We start from the raw sequence: 22,292 nt of genomic DNA, 5'->3' as shown, positions 1-22,292 counted from the left end.
TCTCAACAGGAGGGCTTATGTTTGCAATATTAACGGATCATCATAATCTTACTCGTGCCTTTGCGCGCTTAAGCATGCTTGAAGCTATTCGCGTCAAGCGCAATGTGGATCAGGTTTTTACCGACCTTAACATGCCCTCCGCAGCACTGATTGAAAAAATGCGTGAAGAAGGCTTGCTGGGCTCGCTGAGTACATCTATGTCGAAGCCGGACCACCTGACCTCACAGTCGGTCTTGCAAAACCATCTTAGCCAGCTGTTTTTGGATTACAGCAAGCTTAAGCAAACACTTGAACAGTTAAGCTTAGCCGAGAAGATCTGTTGTAAAGAAACTGTGGATATTGCCATGCTGGCGCTTAATCTGCCCTCGGACTCTTTAGCCGATATGATGGCGCAAGAAGGCGTGTCGGTAGATCATATTGCCCCGCAAGATCCACATCAGCAACAGCTTGATTCTGTGCGCGCTCGTTTAAACCAAGCGGCACAAAAAACCGCATCGCAGGACGCTCAGAGTGTGCGTGAGCGCCTTAACGCGCTTGCCCAAGGTGACAACCCAAAGCCTAGCACCGCCGAAGAAGATAATTCTGTGGTGCCTCTGCGTCGCCATCAAGCCTAATTTAAACACTTGCACTGGACCAAAAGGCCGTCATTAGTACGGCCTTTTTTAATGTCACCAGGATTGCTTTAGTAAAAAAACAGGTTAGTAAAAAAATGTTCCGGGATCCCCTGAGCAGTTAGTAAAATCTTGGTTTGTTCCTAAAAGTTATATCAAGACACTTGGTAAAATTTTGCTTTATGCTCATTTGCAGGGCCAATCAGCTTCTGTAGCGCCCCTTTGCTTTGGGCATTGCTCGACCTGGTTAAAAGCTGATCTCAATAAAAAAGGGCCATTCGGCCCTTTTGCTTGCAACACACAGTGGTTAGAACTGATTCATGGTATTGGCTTCACCGCCCGCTTTAAGCGCATTTTCACCGGAGAAGTACTCTTTATGGGTATCACCGATATTAGAACCTGCCAGGTCTTGGTGCTTAACCGAGGCCTGCTCGCGGCGGATTTCCTGACGTTGAACGTCGCGTACATAGGCCAGCATGCCCAAGTCACCGAAGTAACCTTCAGCAAGAATATCTGTGCTTAGTGCCGCCGTATGGTAAGTCGGCAAGGTGATCAGGTGGTGGAAGATACCAGCTTCACGGGCACCATCGCGTTGGAAGTTACGTACAAGTTCGTCGGCAGCAACCGCAAGCTCTGAGCTATCCAGGCTCGCATCCATCAACACCTTGGCATCCGCTGTTGGATCTGGGTAGGCGCTTAGATCGCGGCCTTCAGCCTGCCATTGTGCGAAAACCTGCTCACGGAACTTCAATGTCCAGTTGAATGACGGCGAGTTGTTATACACCAGCTTGGCATTGGGTACCTGCTCGCGAACTCGATTTACCAGTTCGGCAATTTGCTGCACATTTGGCTTTTCGGTTTCGATCCACAGCAGGTCGGCGCCATGCTGCAGGCTGGTTACACAGTCTAGTACCACGCGGTCTTTCTCTGTGCCGGCGCGGAATTGGTAGAGGCCATTGTCCAAACGTACCGGCTTGCATAGTTGGCCGTTCAGTTTAATCGCCATTTCGTTGTCTTCCAGGTCATCTGCACCACTGATAGGTTGAGCATCAAGGAAGTCGATGTACTGGCTGGCCAAGTCGCCCGGCTCTTTGCTTACCGGGATTTTCTGCGTCAGGCTGGCACCTAATGAGTCGGTACGGGCCACGATAATGCCGTCTTCCACGCCAAGCTCTAAGAAGGCATAACGCACGGCGTTGATTTTCGCTAGGAAGTCCTCGTGCGGTACGGTTACCTTACCGGCCTGGTGACCACATTGCTTGGCATCGGATACCTGGTTTTCGATTTGAATGGCACAGGCGCCCGCTTCAATCATCTTTTTGGCCAACAAATAGGTGGCTTCTTCGTTACCAAAACCGGCATCGATATCGGCGATAATAGGTACCACATGCGTTTCAAAATTATCGATTTGCGCTTCGATGGCCGAAGTGTCCGCACCGCTTTGCTGCGCCGCATCCAGGGCTTTATAGAGGTGATCCAGCTCACGGGCATCCGCTTGTTTTAAGAAGGTGTAGATCTCTTCAATCAGTGCCGGAACCGAGGTTTTCTCATGCATACTTTGGTCTGGAAGTGGACCAAACTCAGAGCGCAGCGCCGCTACCATCCAGCCGCTCAGATACACATAACTGCGCTTGGTGGTCTTTTGGTGACGTTTAATCGCCATCATCATTTGCTGCGCCGTGAAACCATGCCAGCAACCTAAAGACTGAGTATATTGGCTTGAATCGGCATCGTAAGCGGCCATGTCCTCACGCATGATTTTGGCGGTGTACTTGGCGATATCCAAACCTGTTTTAAAGCGGTTTTGCAGCTGCATACGCGCCGCATAAACAGGGCTGATGCTGTTCCAGCGTTGACCATTTTGTTGGCATAGGGTAGCCAGGCTGTCTATCTGTGCGTTGTACTGTTTCATAGTCGGTATCCTTTGAACGTGTAATGGTTATGTTTTGCAACACCCTGTGTATGAGGTGGTCGCCTTGTACTTTTACCCTAGGCCGTTTTTCAAAGATTTATTAAATTTATAGTTGTTATTACCGCTATATTTTTAGTGAATAGGTTTTGTGTTCACATTCACATATTTTCGTTTACAGTGAAATAACACTTGTTCGATTAAAGGAATTGCTCATGACTCAGCGCATCTCGCACAGCGGCCTGTCTATTGACGCCACGCTCTATGAGTTTATTACTCAAGAGGTACTGCCCCAGACCGATATAGACGGTGATACCTTGTTCGCCGGTGTTGCCGATATTATCAAGCGACTTACTCCCATCAACAGAGCCTTACTGGCCAAGCGTGAGACGCTGCAGCAGCAGATAGATGCCTACTATCAGGGCAATACCGAGCATAATCTTGATGAATATACGGCGTTTTTGCGCGAGATAGGTTATCTGGTTGATAGCCCGGAGTCGGTGAGCATAGAAACCACCAACGTCGATGCGGAAATTGCCACCATGGCCGGCCCGCAACTCGTGGTGCCGGTGAGTAATGCTCGCTTCGCCCTCAATGCCGCCAATGCCCGCTGGGGCTCTTTATACGATGCCCTATACGGCAGCGATGTGATCGCCGAGGAAGAAGGCGCTGAGCAAGGCGGTGGCTATAACCCGGTGCGTGGCTTTAAGGTGATGGCTTATGCCCGTCAATTCCTCGACCAAGCCCTGCCGCTTAGCAGCGGCTCACATATCGAAAGTACTGAATACGCCATCAACAATGGTGAACTGGTTGTGACCCTGGGAGATTCTCAGCAGGTAAGCTTGCAAAACCCGGCTCAGTTGCTCGGTTTCCGGGGCCAGCCACAGCGTCCTTCCGCCTTGCTGTTCTGCCATCATGGCCTGCATTTTATTATTGCCATCGACCCGCATCATCGCATTGGTCGTGATGATAAAGCCGGTATTAAAGACATTATTATGGAAGCGGCGCTGACCACCATTATGGACTGTGAGGATTCGGTCGCGGCGGTGGACGGTGAAGATAAAACCAATGTGTATCGCAATTGGTTTGGTCTTATGATGGGTCAGCTGAGCTGCAGCTTTAACAAAGGCGGCGAGCAGCTCGAGCGTACATTGAACCCGGATCACCAATTTACCAAGCTCGATGGCTCGCAACTCACCCTGCACGGGCGCAGCCTGATGTTTGTTCGTAATGTCGGTCATCTGATGACCAACCCGGCGATACTCGATAGTGAAGGCAATGAGGTGTTTGAAGGCATCATGGATGCCATCTTTACCAGCTTGTGTGCCCTGCCCGAGTATTACGGTCGTAGCAAGCTGGCGAACTCGCGCACCAAGAGCATCTACATTGTTAAGCCCAAGATGCATGGCCCAGAAGAAGTGGCCTTTACCGAGCGGCTTTTTAGCGAGGTAGAGCGTCTACTTGGACTTGAACAATACAGCATCAAAATGGGCATTATGGATGAGGAGCGCCGCACCTCGGTTAACTTAAAAGCCTGTATCGCCAGCGCCAAACAGCGGGTGGTGTTTATCAATACCGGCTTCCTCGACCGTACCGGCGATGAAATACACACCGCAATGGAAGGCGGCATCGTCTTGCCTAAGGCGAAAATAAAAGAGCAACCTTGGATTGACGCTTATGAAAAGCGCAACGTCAGCATAGGCCTCGAATGTGGCCTTAGCGGCAAGGCGCAAATTGGTAAGGGCATGTGGCCCATTCCAGATAAAATGGCCCTGATGATGGAGCAAAAGGTGGCGCATGTGCAATCCGGTGCTAATACCGCCTGGGTGCCCTCCCCTACTGCGGCGACCTTACATGCTCTGCACTATCATAAGCTCGATGTATTTGCGGTGCAAAAATCCCTGCCGCCACTAGGTGAGGATTCGTTGGCGGCCTTGTTGACGCCGCCCATAGACAACGGCCAGCAATTGAGTCCGGAGGATATTCAACTGGAGCTCGACAACAATGCTCAGGGTATTCTTGGCTATGTAGTGCGCTGGGTCGAGCAAGGCATAGGCTGCTCTAAGGTGCCGGACATTAATAACGTCGGCTTGATGGAAGACAGAGCGACCCTGCGGATCTCCAGCCAGCATATTGCCAACTGGTTGCGTCACGGCGTGTGCTCCAAGGAGCAGGTGCACAACACCATGGCCCGTATGGCCAAGGTGGTGGATGAGCAAAATGCCGGCGACCCCAGCTATATTGCCATGGCCGCTGATGAGCAGTCGCTCAATGCCAGCTTTGCCTTCCAGGCAGCCTTGGATCTGGTGTTTAAAGGCTGTGAGCAACCCAGCGGCTACACCGAGCCCCTATTGCATCATTATCGTCGCCTGTTTAAGGAAGAGTCGTAAGAAGTGTAAACCCCCTTTACACAAAAAAGCCGGATTAATATCCGGCTTTTCTTTTTTGCGTGTTGGACGCTATTAGTTGTTCACAATGGCATTGTGATAGATGTTTTGCACGTCGTCGCAATCTTCAAGCATGTTCATAAACTTCTCAAAGTTGGCGATATCGTCTTCATCGGTGATCTCGATATGTGTTTGTGGCACAAAGGTGATCTCGTCGATTTCAAAGTTAATGCCATCGAATGCTTCGGTAAGTGCGGTTTTCGCCTTAAAGTATTCGGTGTGCGGCGCAAATACTGAAACCTTGCCGTCTTCTACTTCTATGTCGGTCACGTCTACATCGGCCATCATCAGCGCTTCTAGCACGGCTTCGTCGTCATCGCCTTCAAAACCAAAGATCGCCAGGTGATCGAACATGTGTGCTACACAGCCCGGGCTGCCAATCTTTGAATCGGTTTTGGTAAAAGGAAGACGTACGTCCTTGATGGTACGGTTCGGGTTGTCGGTTAAACAGTCAACGATAACCATGCAGTTACCCGGGCCATAGCCTTCGTAACGAGCTGTTGAATAGTCTTCGCCAGCGCCGCCAGCGGCTTTTTCAATGGCTTTATCGATTACGTGTGCCGGTACCTGATCTTTTTTCGCTTTATCCATCAAGCGACGAAGAGAAAGGTTGGTCTCTGGGTCAGCACCGCCGTTTTTTGCTACGACGTAGATTTCTTTACCGTATTTTGAGTTTACTTTTGTTTTTGCCGCAGCGGTTTTCGCCATGGCGTTTTTACGAACTTCAAACGCTCTGCCCATTTTCAATCTCTCAAGTTTGAATTTAATGCTTTGCACGATTTTAACAACTCAACGCAAATTGGGCTAGTGTCATGTTTTTATAAAAGCAGTATAGCCAAGTGGTAAAACCTAAAAAACCACGCAATTTAACATAACTCAACGAGTGCGGGTAATTCACTAAAGCAACGGATCACATAATCCGCCTGGGCCGCATAGTCGGGAATGCTGTGCGGCGCGTACAAGCAAGCGCGCATATTTGCATTATGGGCGGCCTGAATATCGTATTTATAGTCGCCTACGTAAAGCAGGTGCTGCACCGGCATCTGCCAACGTTCGGCAATATGCAATAAAGCACTGGGATTGGGTTTAGCGGGGGCATCATCCCGGGTCAGTACCAGATCTATGGGAATGGGATTTCGGCTCATCTTTATACCCGTGGCCTGCTCCGAGTTGCGTGTGACTATGGCCATGGGGATCTGTGCCTTATGCAGGCTGGCAAGGGACTGGGCGACCTGGGGTAGCAGCACGGCTTGTTCGGCGTCTGCCAGTTCATGGTCGAGTATTACCTGCTCTGCGTGGCGCTGACCATCGCTATCCAGGCGGGTGATAAATTCGAGTATATCCTCGCCATGGGCGCAGTTTATTTGCTTACGAATAAGGGCAAAATCTAATTGTGAGCTAAATAAGGTGCCATCCATATCAAAAATAACGCCTCTTAATGGCACATTGTGGTATTTGCTCATAAAGATCCCCTAATACTAACTTCTGGTAAATGTTTAGCCGATACAGGCAATGTAGCAGTAACGGCTCTATATAGCGACCTTGGTTTTCATCCTTGCCAACCCTTCCCTTCTAAATCCTGTAACCGATAATAAAACCATATAAAACAGATGGTTATTTTTTAACTATTTACCTTATTCCTAATTGAGTTACAAAAAGTGTAAAGGGGGTTGCCAGTGAATTAAGAAAATAATTTCTGCAAAGGTTGCAATTGGTATTTAATTAATTTTAGAATCCCCCACTTTTTTAATTCGTGAACAATAAAAATGGACCTCGGCCAGCAAAATAATGCCAGGCGAGATATAAAAAAGCGATGGAATGTTCACTTGATTCGCACATAGCAAGGTGTATGTGGTGGTGCTATGGATTTTTATGTCCTTAAAAAGAAAAACGAGTTAATTGCTATTCCCGCCGATGAACAGCATTGTAAGCAGTACCTGGACAATGGCTACTTTTATATAGATAAGGTAGCTGCCTGTGACGAGCGCACGGCGATAAGTCATCTGCAAAGCAAATACCAACGTAGCATACGTATTCCCATGCTGGTTCTGGCCATTGCCATACCGATTTTGGTGATCACCTGGTGGCAATTTACCCATTAATACCAATTCACATAAATAGCCAACCATTCTAGCGGGCTAAATATCGTGCTCACGGCGTTTATCCAGCGCCATCTCTGATCACATACTTAACAGAATTGGTATAAAGCAATCGCCGCGATAACAAGTTTTCCATGATATAGTGAGGACATTATAAGTCTAATCACTTTATTTCATGCGCTTACTTCATACCTCTGATTGGCACCTTGGGCAGCTTTTCTACGAACATGAACGCATTGATGAGCATCAAGCGTTCTTAGCCTGGCTATTGACGCAACTGCGTGAGCAGGCTATCGATGTGCTGCTTATCAGCGGCGATATTTACCACACAGCGACGCCTCCTAGTCGCGCCGAAAAGCAGTTCTATCAGTTTATCGAAGCGGCAAAATCCGCTTGTCCTGAGCTGCAAATAGTAGTGATTGCCGGCAACCACGATTCCGCCAAGCGGATCACCACGGCTGAATCCTTACTGGCCCAGTTCGATACCCAGGTAATAGGTCATTATCAGCATCAGGCGCCGGAACTCAGTACGGTTAACATTACCAAGGGCGATCAGCAGTGCCTGATTTTAGCGCTTCCCTATTTACGAGCCTGCGATATCCCCAGCGCCAGCCTAAGCTACAGCACAGCTGTGCAGCAAGCCTACAGCAGTATGCTGGACAACAGCGAGTTTGATGGCCAAACCAATGTGATTGCCATGGGCCACTTGCATGCTCGTGGTGCTGCGGTCAGTGAAGACTCAGAACGCGCTCTGGTGATTGGCGGTGAAGATGCCATAGGCGCGGATGTATTTCCGGCTGAGGCCAGTTATGTTGCCCTTGGTCACCTGCATAAGGCGCAGACGGTAAATGGTCAGGAACGTATTCGCTACAGTGGCACGCCCTTCGCTATGTCTTTTAGCGAGCGTCATTACCGTCATCAATGCCTGCTGGTTGAAGTCACAGATGGTGCCCTGCAAAGTGTCAACCCCCTTTACATTCCGACATTCAGAAAGCTGCATCTGCTTCCCGAGGGTGAGGTAGTGCCGCTTACAGAGCTGTGCCAGCAGCTGAGCGCCCTGCCCGATGATAATGCGCAACCAGGTTATATCCGTGTGCGTCTGTCGAGCAAAGAGCTGAGCACGGATTTTCGTGAGCAAATAGATGCAGCCCTTGCCGGGAAAAACCTGCTGTTTTGCGGCATAGAAAGGGTACGAACGCAGCAGCAATCAAAGCAGGATGAAGTGGAATTTCAGGATCTCTCGCAACTTGAACGACTCGATGCTGATCATCTGCTATCCGTTGCCCTTGAGGAGCACAGCGAACTGAGTGAGCAGGATCTCAATGATGAAATTAAGACCTTGTTTTCCCAGTTGGTTGCCGACATTGAGCAGGAGCTAAGCCATGAAGATTAATCGCCTGCAAATTCATAATCTGGCTTCCTTAGTGGATGCGGATATCGACTTTACCAAGGCCCCCCTGAGTGACACCGGCTTGTTTGCCATTACCGGCGATACAGGTGCTGGTAAAAGCACCCTGCTCGATGCCCTGTGTCTGGCCCTGTACGACAAAACCGCGCGACTTAGCAATGAGAACACCCAGAAGGTTGATTTCAATGGCGATAATGTGCGTCTAAACGACCCGCGGCATTTGCTTAGGCGCGGTACCGGTGTTGGCTGGGTTAAGGTCGACTTTAATGCCATAGACGGGCAGCAATATCGGGCCTTATGGCAGGTAACGCGCGCGCGTAAAAAAGCCCAGGGGCGGCTGCAAACACCAACCCATGTGCTTTATCAATTGCCCAGTGAGCAGCTGGTAAGCGATGCCAAGTCGGAAACAAAAAAGCTGATCGAGCGCTTAGTCGGCCTTAATTTTGATCAGTTTTCCCGCGCCGTGATGCTGGCGCAAAACGAATTTGCCGCCTTTTTACGGGCACAAGGCGACGAGCGCGCGGCGCTGTTAGAGCGATTAAGTGGCACACAAAAGTATTCCCTCGTTGGTCAGCGCGTTTTTGAGGGCTACAAGGCCAAACTCAATGAAGTAACCTTGTTCCAGAGCAATATGAAAGCCGTGCATTTGCTCAGCGACGAGGAACTTGCCGCTTTGCAGCAACAGCAGCGAGAACAGAATGCACTCCAGCAAAGCCGTAAACAAAAAAGTAGTGCTTACCAGATGCAATTGCAGTGGTTTGCCAACGAGCAAAGCATCACCGCCGAGCTGCAGAATTTGCAGACGCAACTGACTCAGGCCACTGAAGAGTTACACTTAGCCCAAGGTGCTTTTAAACAGGCTGAGCTCAGCGCACGTTGTCGACAAATTAGCGACAATATAAATAATACCGAGCGCTTGAGACAGCGCTTACAGCAAGATGAGCAGCGAATTGTTGCTTTGCAAGACTCAGACGCTCAGGCTCAATGCGAGCAGGCGCAGCAGATACAGCAACAGGCCGCATCCATCTATAGTCAGGCTCAGGCTCGCCTGAGTGAGCAAAAGCCGGCGCTGCAGCAAGCCATTACCCTGGACGCTCAGGTACAGCAATTGCGCCAGGGATTAGCACAGCAGCAAGAGCAAATAGTCGCTCAAAGCCGCGAGCAGCATGAGCTACAAGGACAAGGTGCCAAGTTGCAACTTAGTGTCGAGCAATGTCAGGCGCAGTTACAACAAAAATTGACGCAGGCGAGCGCTCAACCCTGGCTTGTGGAGTTAGTAAAAAATCGCTCTCACTATCAGCATCTATGGCAGCCAATCACCTTGCATTCACAGCTCAGGGAACAAAAAAATACCCAGTTACAAGGGCATCAGTCCGAGCTGACGAAACTTAACACTCGCATTGCGGAACTTACCGAGACGCTCACACGCACTCAGGAAAAAAACCTTGGCCAGGAGCAACGCATTGCGCAACTGGAGCAAGAGCTACAACACCAGTCTCCTGGGGCATTGCAGCAAAATATAGGCAGGTGGCAACAGGGTCTACAGCATTATCGTCGCTGGCACGACTTGGGGCTTAAAATTGCTCAGTGGCGCCAGCAACAAGCGCATAATCAAGGGCAATTGGCGCAGTATCAGCAGCAGTTGAACGAGCGTCAAACCCAGCAGCCACTCTTGCAGCAAGAGGTAACCAATACTGAGCAGGCCTATAATCAGGTGCAGTTGCGTGCCAGTGAAAAGATCAGTGTTTTACGTACTCAGTTAAATGCCGGCGAGCCCTGCATGGTGTGTGGCTCCTGTGAGCATCCTTTTGCAGTGGAAGCGGGCGAAAGCAGCCCCTTCGATGCCCTACTGGCGGACTTTGCCGCCCAGCTTAAGCTGGCTAAAGATAATTTGGATCAGTATTTAACCCACTGCCATGAGCTACAAACCTCGGCCCGATTAGCTGAGCAAGAGCTTAGTACTCTAGCCGCAAGCCTTATTCAAGCCCAGCAAGAGCAAGACCAGTTAGGTGCGCAGTTGGCACACTTTTGCCCTGAGCAGGGGCTGGATAAGTTGGCCGAGCGATACTTTAGCGACCAATTGCAAAGCTTGAATGACCAGTACCAGAGCGCCACGGCACTTGAACAGGAGTTAGTAAAATTGCGATCTGCGTTGCAGCAAGGGCGAACGCTTGCCGAGCAACAACAGCAGCAACAGCGCCTGTGTGAGCAGCAAAGCCAGCACTTACAGTTACAGTATCAACGCCTTAGTGATGAACTTGAAGCTGAGCAGGAGCGCAGCCAGGACAGTATTGCGCAATTAAAAGCGGTATTTTGCGAGGCGCCTTGGTGGCGTGATGAGCCAGCGTACCTCGCCTCCTGCTGGCCACAGCTGCAATTGCAGCTGCAAGAGTATGATCAGGAACAGATTAAAATTTCGCAACTAGAACAACAGGTTAGTGATACTAAACTGGAGCTGGATCAGATTTTTACCAAGTTGTCTGCCTGCACCGCTCAACTGCAGCAATTAACGCGGCAAGAGCAACACAGTGGCGAGGAGATCAGGAATTTACTAACTCGTCGTCATGCCCTGCTCGCTCCCCAATTGCAGCCCCAGCAATTACTGCTTCAGCTTGAACAGGCCCTCGAACAAGGCGCTACTAGTCTGCAAGGGGCGCAGCAAGAATTGCAGCAGGCGCAAAGCAGGCTTGAGCGCGAACGCAATGAATATGAGCACTTGGTAAAAAATTGTTCTCAGTTACAGCAGGACTTAAGCGAACTGGAAATGGCCTTTAGTCATTGGTGCAGCGCCAATTTTGCTCCCGAAGACGAAATTGGCCGCGAGCAGATCCGAGTTTTACTAAGTCGCGATAGCGCTGAGGTCGATGCCCTGCTCGCTCAGCAGCAGACGTTGCAACAACAGCAGGTGCGCCTTGAAGCGCAATTGACACAAACGCAGCAGCGCCATAGTGCGCATCAGCAAGTGCGTCCAGAGCAAGCACAGAGTGATATAGAGGCACGCAAAGCGGCGCTTGATAATGACTATGAGCAGACTCAGCAAACACTGACTCTGATCGCCGCCAAGCTTGAGAATCACCGTCAGAATCTTGCCCAGCTGGCCGATCAGGCCGAGCAACTGCAGCAGTTACAAGCCCAGCTGAAGACCTGGGCCACCCTTAACAGCGCCCTCGGTGATGCGCAGGGTAAGCGTTTGCGTAATCTGGTTCAAAGCCAGACTCTGACTATTTTGCTCGCCTATGCAAACCAACATCTGCACTCCTTGTCGAAACGTTATCGTCTTACCCGTATCCCTAACACCCTGGATATTGCCATAATTGATCAGGATATGGCGGATGAGCAGCGCAGCGTTAATACTCTCTCCGGCGGCGAATCCTTCTTGGTATCGCTGGCGCTGGCACTGGGGCTCGCGTCCTTATCTTCGAACAAGGTTAAAATAGAGTCCTTGTTTATTGATGAAGGCTTTGGCACATTGGATGCTCAGACCCTGAGCGTTGCCATGGATGCGCTCGACAACCTGCAGGCGCAGGGGCGCAAGGTGGGGGTGATCTCCCACGTTGCCGAGCTCACGGAGCGGGTGGCCACGCAAATCAAGGTGGTAAAACGCCCAGGCGGATATTCGCAGATACGCTGTGAATGAGCTATAAGCTAAAAAGAGCCAAATTAAGGAACCAATATGCCCAGTTTTTTAGGTGACGAAGCCACTCACTACGACCAACGAATTCATCGCTTGGTGCCTGGCTACGATCTATTACAGCAGTTGACTCAGGCTCATGCCAGGCGGCGCTTAGCGAGGACGCTGAAGTGCTTGTGGTCGGCGTCGGTACCGGCTCTGAGATTCTGGCTCTAGCCAAGGCCAAACCAAAGATGCGTTTTGTCGTCCAGGATATTTCTGCCGATATGCTCAGCCTGGCGCAAAAGAGCTTCGAGCAGGCGGGAGTGAGCGACAGGGTGCAGTGCCATTGTGGTAGCGTGGCGGAAATCGAAGGTAACTTCGATGCGGCCTTGTGTTTGCTGGTGCTGCACTTTGTTGCCGACAATGGCGATAAGGCCGACTTATTGAGCGCCGTACGCCAAAGGTTAAAGCCAAGTGCCTGGCTGTGGTTGGCGGATTTAATGAAGCCGCAAACGCCCTTCGAGCTAGACGCTCAGTTTGTCGTTTGCCAACAATTGGGACTGACTGATATAGGTGTAAAGCGCACCCGGCATAGCTTTGAACATGAGTTTTATCCGCTTGATCGTATTCGCCTTGCTGAGTTGTTGGATCAGACCGGCTTTGGTACTGCTCAGTGTTACTTTAAGGCCTTGGGCTTTACCGGCTATGCGATACGTTGCCAATAGCCTGATTTAGATGTAACCCGGAACCAGCTCCCGGATCAGCTGGCAGAGCTTATCGATTTTTACATTGCTAAGCTGACGATAGTCGAAATAAGGGCAGACCAAAACCCGGTTTGCCTGATCCACTGCAAACTCTTTGTCCAGCCAGATCAGATTTATACCAAGTGAGGGCTGTGCAGCCAGCTCCTGAGCATAGGTGCGACCGGCGATCACATGCAGGGCAGGGCTATTAAACTCGGGCGTACTGAACAACAAAGCCGTATTGCTGTGCTGGCGCAGCAGCAATTGATCCCGCAGTTGTTGCCAGCTTTGAAATTCCCCCAATCCCCCTTGCGCACCGTGCAAGGCAAACAGCCACTTGGCGTAGACATTAAACACCTTACGCCAGCCATTGCCCGCTTCGGCATTGATCTTCTCTATGGCCTCTTTGTCTAAAGGCAACACGGTGTGCAGTTGTTGAAACTCGACAAGGGGAGGGCGATTTTTCACATAAACGCGGATGGCTGCTTCTGTGGCGCCAAACCCTATAGCCTGCGGCATTATTTTCGCCTTGATGTTAGTAAAATAGCGATCCAATTATACCCCTGAATGCGTACTCATCTAAAGTGATTACTAAGACTTATAAGCAAAGGAAAAACAATGAAAATCACCATAACTAATAAGATCATTATTTTACTAACCCTGTTACTGAGCGCCTGTACTTCCATGCCTGAGCAGGTAACGCCGGTTAGCCCGTTTGAGCTTTCCCGCTATAGCGGAACCTGGTATGAAATTGCCAGAATGCCGCATTCCTTTGAAGAAGGACTGTCAAAGGTCACCGCAACCTATAGCATAAATGACGATGGCTCGGTAAAGGTCTTAAACAAGGGTTTTAATGCCGAAACGGGGCAGTGGGCCAGTGCCCAAGGTAAGGCTAAATTTGTCGATGCGAGCGATGTTGGGCACTTAAAGGTATCGTTTTTTGGTCCCTTCTATTCCTCGTATGTGGTATTTAAGCTCGACCAGGAAGCATATCAATACGCTTATATCAGCGGCTATAACACAGACTATGCCTGGCTTTTGGCGAGAACACCAAGCGTTGATCCGGCCCGTGTTGAAGACTTCAAAAGAGAATTAGCTGCGCGAGGCTTTGCTGTTGATAAGCTGATTTTGGTGTCGCAGTAAGTAGTTGAGGGGATCGGTATAAAGTTGTAAAGGGGGTTTACAGATCATTATTTTACCAAGTGAGGCTTGTTGAGTTAGTAAAATATTGATCTTCACCCTGGGCATAAGCAGGATAAAGGCAGTTGCTTAGATAAATTCGGTTAAAGAGATCCAAGAGGTGCAGTCGCTTTCTATAAGCGAAGGGGGTTATACGCAGGCAACTGCCCGTATTACAGGTGTTAGAGCCATTTTTGTTACCTATTTAGCTGCCGATCAGCGGCTTTGCTCCTGATCAGTTGGTAAAAATCTGATCTGTGTTGAGATGAATATTTTACTAACTAGGTCATCAAGTTAGTAAAACTATGATCCCAATAATAACAATACCTTGTATTGCCAGCCTATTTTGCTTGTCGCTGTCCCGCGCTATCAGCTAGGCTGTAATAAAGCCTTTGATCAGTCTACGCATGGATTTACTCGATAAAATACGCGCCTGCACCTTGTGCAAGGCGTATCTGCCCTTGCCGCCCAAACCCGTGTTGCAGCTTCACTGTGATGCAAAAATACTGATCGCCGGACAGGCGCCGGGGATCCATGCCCACAATGCCGGACGGCCTTTTGACGATGCCAGTGGTGTGCGGCTGAGACAATGGTTGGGGGTAACGGAGGAGGACTTCTACGATGCGCACAAGTTTGCCATTGTGCCCATGGGATTTTGCTATCCCGGCACAGGTAAACAAGGCGATCTGCCACCGCGTCCTGAATGTGCTGCAACCTGGCGTGAGCAGGTGCTTGAGGCCTTACCACAACGGCAACTGACCCTGGTGTTAGGCCAGTATGCCATGCGTTATCATTTGCAAAAACGCTATAAAACCGTCACAGCTGCGGTACAGGACTGGCGTAGCCAATGGCCGGATACGCTGGCGCTTCCGCATCCTAGCCCGCGTAATAATATCTGGCTTAAGCGCAACCCCTGGTTTGAACAAGAGCTCTTGCCGGAGCTGAAAACCCGCGTTGCTACAGTCCTGGCGTAATAGTTTCCTTAAATCACTAGATCTTTAGCATTCGCTCCAGGGCTAGGCTTGTTGCAACAAGCCTAGTGCGGCTTGCTTGCCATTGGCAGCGATGCGTTGGCCTTCGCCATAGGTCGCTTTTACTATGGCTCCTTCAACGAGCAGGGCGATTAATGGGGCTTTGATTGTTAACTCTGGGGTAAGCAACGTCGCGATAAAGGCTTCCACTTCGGCTTTATGCGCTGCGCAATGGCGCAAAATCTCGGTATGGCTGGCATCAAACTCGCCCTGGCTATTAATAAAAAAACAGCCTCGGTAGGCGCCTAACGCCTGCACTTCACCGCGAAACCATAGCGCTAAGGCGTCGAATAGGGCGGCGATTTTCTCTTCTGGCTCCTGGCCTTGAACGGCGCCGCTAAGCCAGTGCATAAAATTGTGATGGCGCACGTCTAGAGTGGCAAGGATCAGCTCATCCTTACTATTAAAGTGATGATAGAGGGTCTTTTTTGCTACACCGGATTCCGCTAATACCTGGTTAATGCCGACGGCGCGTATGCCGTGGCGATAAAAAAGCGTCAACGCCGTGTCTATCAGCACCTGCCTTTTGTCTTGCATGATTCAGTTCCTACAGCTTGCGGCGCTGATATCTGGCGCCGAATGAAAATAGCTTGACACAGGTAGACCATATTGTCTACCTTAAAAAGTAGAACGAGTTGTCTACTTAAAGGGAAAAGGAAGTGAATACAATGATAAAGCACGTTATCGCTGGCTTTGGTGCGGCCATAGCAATCGGGCTATTGGCCTATTTGGATAGTTTAAACACGCAAATGCTGTGGTTGATGGCGCCCTTTGGCGCCACGACAGTGCTGGTATTTGGTGTGCCTAATAGCCCATTAGCCCGGGCAAAAAATGTTATTTTGGGGCATCTTGTCACCGCATTTATTGGCGTGGTATTTAGTTTGTATGCGCCTATCGGGCCCCTAAGCATGGCCATAGCGACGGGACTGGCGGTGAGCTTGATGTTGGTGAGCGATACTACCCATCCTCCTGCCGGTGCTAATCCCGTGCTGATCATGCTGGCGCAACAAGGCTGGATGTATTTGTTGTCGCCGGTTTTGATCGGCGCCGTGTTAATCGTGCTCCTGGCCTCAATTCAGCGCCGGGTAGTGGCGCGTTTTGAGGCCTTACCCCAGCATTAGGGTGTGAGCGGCCAATAAAAAGGGGGTGTAAACCCCCTTGCCAAATTCAGCTTTGCTTGTTGAAGTACTTTTCGTTAAGTACCAGCGCCGCCATAATGATGCCGCCGCCCAAGGTGAGGCGCCAGATATCGGCGTCGCGGTTCCATATCAATACATTAACCAGGATCCCCGCTGGGATAAGCAGATTGTTCATCACCGCCAGGGTACCGACATTGACCAGGGTCGCGCCCTTATTCCAGGCAAAATACCCGAGCCCGGAAGCGACCAAACCGAGATAAACCAAAACCTTCCATTGCGTCGTCGTTTGCGGCAGCGCTGTGGTATCGCCAAACAAGGCATAACAGCTTAAGGCCACCACCAAGGCGCCAATATAAAAACAGGCAAATATTTGGTGCTGAGCCAGGCCTGGGTTTTGAGCCATAAGGCGTTTATACAGCACCTGACCGCTGGCAAAACACAGGTTTGCCGCCTGGACTATGGCAAAACCAAGGATAAAGCCCTGATTAATGCCATCGAAGCGAATAGCCACGGCGCCGACTATGGCCAGCAGCGCTGCCATAAAAAAGCCCGGGTTAAAACGTCCGTCCAAGGCATCATTGAGCAAGGTCACATACAAGGGCGTCATTACAGTAAATAGCAGCACTTCCGGCACGGTTAAGTACAAAAAGGAGTGATAGTAAAACGCGTACATCAGGCCTAATTGCACCGCACCTATGGCCATCAGCTTGCACGTCATAGCAAGTGTCAGCTGTGGCAGGCGTAAAAAGGGTAGAAATACCAAGGTCGCCAGGGCGATACGTGTCAGCACGGAAAACCAGGGATCAACCTGACCGGCCAGATACACGCCAATCAGGCTAAATGAAAATGCCCACAGCAAGGTGGTGGCGAGAAGATAGGTCATAAGGAGTTATTATTGCCATTGTCATGGCGCTATTATGACGCGGAAGACGGAGACTGCGAAGAGGGGAGGGAGTTTTGTTTAAAAGGGTGCTGAAAATAGGGCGTAGACAGGCGTCTACGCCTTTTTTTTTGCGGGTACTATTGTACGTAGGCGCTAAACAGCTGCTGCAGCTGTGGCATATATTCGCTGACAATAGCGAGGTTGTTATCGCTAATCTCTTCCTTGCTCGCCTCATTGGCCTTGCCCAGGGCGCCTAGGAGCGAATTGCTGTCGCTGCTCTTGCTGCCGGAGAGGCTTTGCAGACCACCCATTACCTGGTCTACACGCTTCTGGTTTTCGGCAGAAAGGCTGCCTTTCATATTGGCCAGGTAGGCGCTGCTGATCTCACTGCCCACGCTGATAAGCTGCTCTGGAGTAAAGCCATAAGCGCTTAGCATGGTGGCAAACTCCTGATACATGCCGTTGTCTTTTAACATGGTGATAGCGCTGTTCATCATGGCATTATTCGTTGTGCTCGCATCGCCTTCTTGTTCCTGTTGGGCGCCAAGCAGGGCACCAGCGTCAATACCGCCCTGGTAATCCGCCCAATCGGTCACCGTGGGAGCGGCTTTAAGAAATTTTTCTACGTCCTCAGTGGTAAGCTCCAGTGCCCATGCCTGAGCCGAGCTAAGCGCCGCAGATGCGGCCAGGGTAAGTGCGATAAATATCTTTTTCATTGTTATCTCCATTAATAAATCTTGATTTGCGTCGCGCTCGTCACCATTTTAGAGTGGAAGCCTATTTGGATTACACTGTTTGGGTCACATTGATTGGGTCACATTGACTCTATGATAGACTCTAAAGGCGATGATAATAGGCTAGAGCCTTTAAGCTAAGATGAACAGCTAAGTTGAACAAGTAATGCTACAAATTTCCAACTCCGTAACCATAGATGAATGGGAAGTCGAACTCAGTGCGATCCGCTCACAAGGAGCCGGAGGCCAGAACGTCAATAAGGTGGCGACAGCCATTCATTTGCGTTTCGATATCAAGCGCTCAAAACTACCCGACTTCTATAAAGAGCGGCTCTTGGCGTATCGCGACAGCCGTATCACCAAGGACGGCGTCATAGTGATCAAGTCGCAAAGTCACCGCACCCAGGAGCAAAACCGTGAAGAAGCGCTAGCAAGGCTTAAAGAGCTTATCTTAGCCGCGACCAAGGTTGAGAAAGCGCGTCGCGCCACCAAGCCCACTCGCAGTTCTCAGCGCAAGCGGGTCGACCAAAAAGTGCAGCGTGGGCGCACCAAGGAATTAAGGAAACTGCCAAAGATCTAAGGCCCTCACCGGCCTTAAGTCACAATCTCAACGTGCGGCATGTTTTGTTGAATATAGGCTTTTAAGTCGTCCAAATAACTGCCGTCGAACACCAGCTGCACCTGGCCGCCACTATTGTAGGCAAGCTGGAACAGTCCCTTATCATCGCAGCGCTCAATCACCACCTTATGCACTTCATAAATTGGCAAAGCGACCTTACCCACTTTGAGAAGCTGCCCTTCAACTTTTATTTTTGCCAAAGGGTTAGTGGTATTTATCTGAGGTGAAGAAAAATTGAGGCGCAAAATTAGCGCCAAGTTGGCGAGCATGGCTAGGGCGAACAGCAGATTACTCCCGCTGATAAAGCTTCCAATCAAAGCGCATACGGCCACTGCCGCAATAGCGTATACCCACCAAGATTTCTGTTCCTGTTTTAAAGAGACCTTGTGCATCATCATCCTTGTTGTCCCTGTTTTAGCGTGATTGTAACCTTGAATTCCTAAAATAACCTTAAAAATAAGTATGATGGCGCGTCGCACTAAAGCGGTTGAGCAAGTGATGTATTAAATAAACCAGGCATAGGCTGACGGCGATGGCCACGAAGACCGAGCTAAAGCGATACAGGGCGCTGTAGATTAAATCCTGATCTGGTGCCAAGAGGGGAGGCTATAGGTCAGTCTAGCCTCACTCGCTTAAACCCTGCATCCACAGCTGGCTTAACTGCTTGGCATCGGCGCTGAAGGTAGCTGGGGCCGACTGTTCCATGGGGCTAAAGATGGCCGCCGCGACATTTCTGCCTATGGCTTGCGCTAGGCTGGTTTTGTCAATGCGCTTTTGGTAAAAAGCCGCGAGTCGCTCGCTAAGCGGCCCGTCGCTACGCACTAATAAAGACAGATGCCAAGCGTCTTCAAGGGCTTGGCAGGCGCCTTGTCCTGAAGTCGGTAGGGGAGCGTGGGCGGCATCGCCTGTCAGCACCACGTTGTCTTGATGCCAATAGGGCAGCGGGTCTATATCATGCACATGTATGCCTTTTACACTGGATTTTTCCCGTGTATTTAATACCGCATGGATGGCCGTAGCCCAGTGTTGAAAACGTTGTTGTAGCTGCGTGAGCCATTGCTCTGGGGTGCTATGACACACTTCCTTAGCGTGCCAACCCGCCGCCCAAAAGCACAGCTCGGCATTGATTGGCACGATACCAAAGCGCTCACCGTCTCCTCGGTAGTCGGCAATCACAGGATCTAATCCCAAGCTTGGGCTGCGACTAATGCCAATAACATTGACAAAATGTTGATAACGATAGAGTTGTTGCCCAGGGTAAAGGTGCGCTCGCACCGCTGAATGCATCCGCCCGTCGGCACCCACAACAAGGGCATACTGCTGTTTTAACGCGGGGATATCCGCCGCAGATATGTTGCTGTTAAAGTGAATTTTTACACCTAACTGCGCCACTTTCGAAGCCAAAATACGCACCAGATCACGGCGTAAAATGGTAACACTGGCATGTTCACAAAATCTGTTGACTGCGCTGATGTCAAACTCGCCTTGCTGAATACCTTGCTGATCAAATTGCCGCATCGCCTGTGGTTGACCACCTGCTTGGAGTATGTCGGCAGCGAGCCTCAAACGCTGCAAAACCCACATGGCATTAGGCCACAGGGTGACGCCTGCGCCCATGCTGGTGATGTGTTCGCCGCGCTCGAAGAGGCTGACTTTATATCCATGTTGGGCTGCGGCAATGGCAAAAGCCATGCCGGCGATTCCCGCACCGACTATGGCAATGGGTTGCTGAGTGTTCATTGTGGCTGTTCCTCATTGGCTTATTGAGGTTATGATTGTTGCAAAGAATTTTTTTGGGATAAATATGGGGATTATGCAATCTGAATCCCATATTATGGGTTAATAGATGATCGAAAATATTGAAATACAGTGGTTGCTGAGCTTTCAAGCCGTGTACGAAAAAATGAGCTTTAAACAGGCGGCACAGCAGTTACAATTGCCCTCATCCAATGTTAGCCGTCATGTCGCGCTGTTGGAGCAGCAATTGAATATGCGTTTGTTACAGCGTAGCACACGCAAAATGACAGCCACCGTTGCTGGCAGTCAACTGTATGCGTCTTTGACTCCGTTGTTGGCGGCTATGGATCATGCCATTGACGAAGTGGCGCTGCATGGTGATTCATTGCGTGGCGTGCTCAAGATCATCAGCCCAGATCTACCGTTTCTCGCCGATATATTTACCGATTTTTGTGTTCAGCACCCCCATCTACAACTGCAGTGTGACACCCAATTGAACCCCCAACAGGGGATGATTGAAGGATTTGATGTGGTGCTGCGTTTTGGCCGTGGACGGCTCAGCGATTGTGCATGGGTAGCTAAGGAAATGATCCGTTGGCCGAGTTGTGTGGTGGCAGCCCCTGTTTTATTGCAGCGCATTTGTGCACCTAGCACTGTGGCTAAACTAAGCCGCCTGCCTTGCATCAGCAGCTTTTCGGTACTTGAGGGCATGCCATGGCGTTTTAAAGGGGGGCACATTGCTCAGGTTGATGCCAGTTACAAGGTTAACAGCGGCCACATAGCTATGGCTGCGGCCTTACGTGGTCTCGGTTTGGCGATTTTGCCAAAGCACGCCTGTGCGGACGCATTGGCGGCGGGCACCTTAGTGGCGCTGGAACTTGACCAAGATCCCGAAGACCTCGTGCTTTATGCTTACTACGCGGGAGGGCAATTTGCCTTGCAAAAGGTCAAGGTATTTTTGCGCCACCTAGAAACGCAGCTTGCCAATGTGCAGTCGTGAACTCGGCGCATCTATTTGTGCTCACGACTGCTGCGGCTGAGGGGAAAAATAGTGCGTACAGACTTGGATCTATACATGATGCCTAAGTCGGTACCCTGAGCGCGACATGGGCTAAAAATAAGTATGATGGCGCGTCATGCTAAAGCGGTTTAGGAAATGGTGTATTAAATAAACCAGGCATAGGCTGACGGCGATGGCCACGCAGACCGAGCTAAAGCGATACAGGGCGCTGTAGATTAAATCCTGATCCGGTGCCAGTGACTGTCCGAACAAAATACCGAAGGTGGTGATCACACCAAAGCCAATTCCCGGCAGTCCACCGCCAAGCACATGGTAGCGACTGAACACAAAGGTTAAGATCCATAGCACCAAGATCGGAAACAATAGAATCTGGCTGTAGTTAAACAGCAGAATTTGCGCCCCTAATGCCAGGTTACAGCCTATCAAGGTGCCAATGATACGCTGCCAGCCCGCCATGCCCGCCGCCTTCCAACACAGCGGCAGGAGGATCAGGATAGAGGCGGCCTGAGCCGATACCGAGTCTTGTAAGTCCAAAACCTGAAAAGTAATAAAAGACATTGTGGTGACGCTGGCACACAAAAGCACTTCATGGCGTACGCTGGCATTGTCTTTCGCTGGACGCTGAGGCAAGGTGCGTGGCGCTACGTCCGGGAACAACCAGTGCATCAAATAGGCGCTGCCCAAACTGACACTTACGGCCAGTACATTGCTAAAAATAAGCTCATACAGATCTATGCCCGCAGGGCTATAACTGGCGAAATGCCACTGAATCGACAACCCCACCACGCTGAGCGCCCCGAATAAGAAATTCACGCCACGACTCATCTGGTAAAACAAAAAGGCAAAGACCAAAAATGCCGCCAGCGACATGAGCACAGGGTGAAACCCCAGCAGACCTTGCACCATAAGAACTGCAAAGGCACAAAAGAGCGCGCTGGCGACAAACTGGCGGGCAATATGGGCATTGATCACAGGTACCATTCCCAGCAGCAGCATGGGGTAAACGGTAAAAAAGATGCCCATAGGCCAGTTGAACAGCTTACTCAGGGTAAAACCTAGGGTCGCACCACTGGCGATACGCAGCATTTGTCGAACATCGTTGGCAGTCAGCATCATAAT

Annotated in this window: 20 protein-coding genes and 2 pseudogenes; 11 read left to right on the top strand and 11 right to left on the bottom strand. The window is 50.3% G+C overall.

Going from position 1 to position 22,292, the window contains the following annotated elements:
- The first annotated feature begins 17 nt into the window (after positions 1-17).
- Positions 18-614, top strand: coding sequence for a hypothetical protein (locus C2M24_RS07725; RefSeq protein ID WP_105201328.1), 597 nt, complete (start codon positions 18-20; stop codon positions 612-614).
- Positions 615-918: 304 nt separating this feature from the next.
- On the opposite strand, the gene C2M24_RS07720 is transcribed toward C2M24_RS07725, so the two are convergent.
- Positions 919-2,523 carry an isocitrate lyase gene (locus C2M24_RS07720; RefSeq protein ID WP_105213943.1) on the bottom strand — a complete coding sequence of 535 codons (1,605 nt, stop codon included), beginning with the start codon at positions 2,521-2,523 and terminating at the stop codon, positions 919-921.
- Between the two features lie 212 nt (positions 2,524-2,735).
- On the opposite strand from C2M24_RS07720, the gene C2M24_RS07715 reads away from it, so the two are divergent.
- The gene (locus tag C2M24_RS07715) at positions 2,736-4,910 is read left to right on the top strand and encodes a malate synthase G (RefSeq protein WP_105213940.1); all 2,175 of its coding nucleotides are present in this window, start codon (positions 2,736-2,738) and stop codon (positions 4,908-4,910) included.
- Between the two features lie 72 nt (positions 4,911-4,982).
- Here C2M24_RS07715 and C2M24_RS07710 read toward each other — a convergent pair whose 3' ends face one another.
- The gene (locus C2M24_RS07710) at positions 4,983-5,708 is read right to left on the bottom strand and encodes a YebC/PmpR family DNA-binding transcriptional regulator (RefSeq protein ID WP_105201325.1); all 726 of its coding nucleotides are present in this window, start codon (positions 5,706-5,708) and stop codon (positions 4,983-4,985) included.
- 125 nt (positions 5,709-5,833) lie between these two features.
- Positions 5,834-6,430, bottom strand: coding sequence for an HAD family hydrolase (locus C2M24_RS07705; protein ID WP_105201324.1), 597 nt, complete (start codon positions 6,428-6,430; stop codon positions 5,834-5,836).
- 399 nt (positions 6,431-6,829) lie between these two features.
- Between C2M24_RS07705 and C2M24_RS07700 the strand changes: the two genes are divergently transcribed.
- The 4 genes and pseudogenes from C2M24_RS07700 (at position 6,830) to C2M24_RS07685 (ending at position 12,812) form a co-directional block, all read left to right on the top strand.
- Entirely contained in the window at positions 6,830-7,069 is a 240-nt protein-coding gene (locus C2M24_RS07700) for a hypothetical protein (RefSeq protein ID WP_105201323.1), read from the top strand.
- A gap of 172 nt (positions 7,070-7,241) precedes the next feature.
- Positions 7,242-8,459 carry an exonuclease SbcCD subunit D C-terminal domain-containing protein gene (locus C2M24_RS07695; protein ID WP_105213938.1) on the top strand — a complete coding sequence of 406 codons (1,218 nt, stop codon included), beginning with the start codon at positions 7,242-7,244 and terminating at the stop codon, positions 8,457-8,459.
- Complete coding sequence (locus tag C2M24_RS07690) at positions 8,449-12,111, top strand: AAA family ATPase (protein ID WP_105213936.1); 3,663 nt, start codon at positions 8,449-8,451, stop codon at positions 12,109-12,111. The genes C2M24_RS07695 and C2M24_RS07690 overlap by 11 nt, the downstream gene beginning before the upstream one ends.
- Before the next feature lie 36 nt (positions 12,112-12,147).
- Positions 12,148-12,812: pseudogene (locus C2M24_RS07685) on the top strand (class I SAM-dependent methyltransferase).
- Between the two features lie 6 nt (positions 12,813-12,818).
- Here C2M24_RS07685 and C2M24_RS07680 read toward each other — a convergent pair.
- Positions 12,819-13,349: a DUF6942 family protein gene (locus tag C2M24_RS07680; protein WP_105213934.1), complete on the bottom strand. Its 531-nt coding sequence runs from the start codon at positions 13,347-13,349 to the stop codon at positions 12,819-12,821.
- Between the two features lie 99 nt (positions 13,350-13,448).
- Here C2M24_RS07680 and C2M24_RS07675 point away from each other — a divergent pair, with 99 nt between their 5' ends.
- Together C2M24_RS07675 and C2M24_RS07670 are read left to right on the top strand one after the other, a co-directional pair.
- Positions 13,449-13,973, top strand: a complete 525-nt coding sequence (locus C2M24_RS07675) for a lipocalin family protein (RefSeq protein WP_105213932.1) — start codon at positions 13,449-13,451, stop codon at positions 13,971-13,973.
- A gap of 443 nt (positions 13,974-14,416) precedes the next feature.
- Positions 14,417-14,983: a uracil-DNA glycosylase family protein gene (locus C2M24_RS07670; RefSeq protein ID WP_105213930.1), complete on the top strand. Its 567-nt coding sequence runs from the start codon at positions 14,417-14,419 to the stop codon at positions 14,981-14,983.
- 42 nt (positions 14,984-15,025) lie between these two features.
- Here the strand turns inward: C2M24_RS07670 and C2M24_RS07665 are convergent, their stop codons facing one another.
- A complete protein-coding gene (locus C2M24_RS07665) occupies positions 15,026-15,577 on the bottom strand; it encodes a TetR/AcrR family transcriptional regulator (protein WP_105213928.1) in 552 nt (183 codons plus the stop codon).
- Positions 15,578-15,708: 131 nt separating this feature from the next.
- Here C2M24_RS07665 and C2M24_RS07660 point away from each other — a divergent pair, with 131 nt between their 5' ends.
- Entirely contained in the window at positions 15,709-16,161 is a 453-nt protein-coding gene (locus C2M24_RS07660; RefSeq protein ID WP_105213926.1) for an HPP family protein, read from the top strand.
- A 46-nt stretch (positions 16,162-16,207) separates the two neighbouring features.
- Here the strand turns inward: C2M24_RS07660 and C2M24_RS07655 are convergent, their stop codons facing one another.
- The gene (locus C2M24_RS07655; RefSeq protein ID WP_105213924.1) at positions 16,208-17,062 is read right to left on the bottom strand and encodes a DMT family transporter; all 855 of its coding nucleotides are present in this window, start codon (positions 17,060-17,062) and stop codon (positions 16,208-16,210) included.
- 137 nt (positions 17,063-17,199) lie between these two features.
- Positions 17,200-17,778 (bottom strand): short-chain dehydrogenase, encoded by a 579-nt coding sequence (locus C2M24_RS07650; protein ID WP_105213922.1) that lies wholly within the window; start codon positions 17,776-17,778, stop codon positions 17,200-17,202.
- A 184-nt stretch (positions 17,779-17,962) separates the two neighbouring features.
- Here C2M24_RS07650 and arfB point away from each other — a divergent pair, with 184 nt between their 5' ends.
- On the top strand, positions 17,963-18,376 hold the full coding sequence (arfB, locus tag C2M24_RS07645) for an alternative ribosome rescue aminoacyl-tRNA hydrolase ArfB (protein ID WP_105213920.1): 414 nt from the start codon (positions 17,963-17,965) through the stop codon (positions 18,374-18,376).
- Between the two features lie 14 nt (positions 18,377-18,390).
- Here arfB and C2M24_RS07640 read toward each other — a convergent pair whose 3' ends face one another.
- The 3 genes and pseudogenes from C2M24_RS07640 to C2M24_RS07630 all read right to left on the bottom strand — a co-directional run bounded on the left by C2M24_RS07640 (position 18,391) and on the right by C2M24_RS07630 (position 20,155).
- Positions 18,391-18,894: a hypothetical protein gene (locus tag C2M24_RS07640; RefSeq protein WP_158683718.1), complete on the bottom strand. Its 504-nt coding sequence runs from the start codon at positions 18,892-18,894 to the stop codon at positions 18,391-18,393.
- Positions 18,866-19,012 (bottom strand): annotated as a pseudogene (locus C2M24_RS16155) (DUF2955 domain-containing protein); the annotation flags it as partial. The gene C2M24_RS07640 and the pseudogene C2M24_RS16155, both read right to left, overlap by 29 nt.
- A gap of 27 nt (positions 19,013-19,039) precedes the next feature.
- A complete protein-coding gene (locus C2M24_RS07630) occupies positions 19,040-20,155 on the bottom strand; it encodes an FAD-dependent monooxygenase (RefSeq protein ID WP_105213916.1) in 1,116 nt (371 codons plus the stop codon).
- 106 nt (positions 20,156-20,261) lie between these two features.
- Between C2M24_RS07630 and C2M24_RS07625 the strand changes: the two genes are divergently transcribed.
- The gene (locus C2M24_RS07625) at positions 20,262-21,152 is read left to right on the top strand and encodes a LysR family transcriptional regulator (protein ID WP_105213914.1); all 891 of its coding nucleotides are present in this window, start codon (positions 20,262-20,264) and stop codon (positions 21,150-21,152) included.
- Positions 21,153-21,263: 111 nt separating this feature from the next.
- Here C2M24_RS07625 and C2M24_RS07620 read toward each other — a convergent pair whose 3' ends face one another.
- Positions 21,264-22,289: a DUF2955 domain-containing protein gene (locus C2M24_RS07620; protein WP_105213912.1), complete on the bottom strand. Its 1,026-nt coding sequence runs from the start codon at positions 22,287-22,289 to the stop codon at positions 21,264-21,266.
- Between the last annotated feature and the right edge of the window lie 3 nt (positions 22,290-22,292).

This window comes from Pseudoalteromonas sp. T1lg22, assembly GCF_002964645.1.
In the GTDB taxonomy this organism is placed as follows: domain Bacteria; phylum Pseudomonadota; class Gammaproteobacteria; order Enterobacterales; family Alteromonadaceae; genus Pseudoalteromonas.
This window is presented reverse-complemented; position numbering and strand designations above follow the sequence as displayed.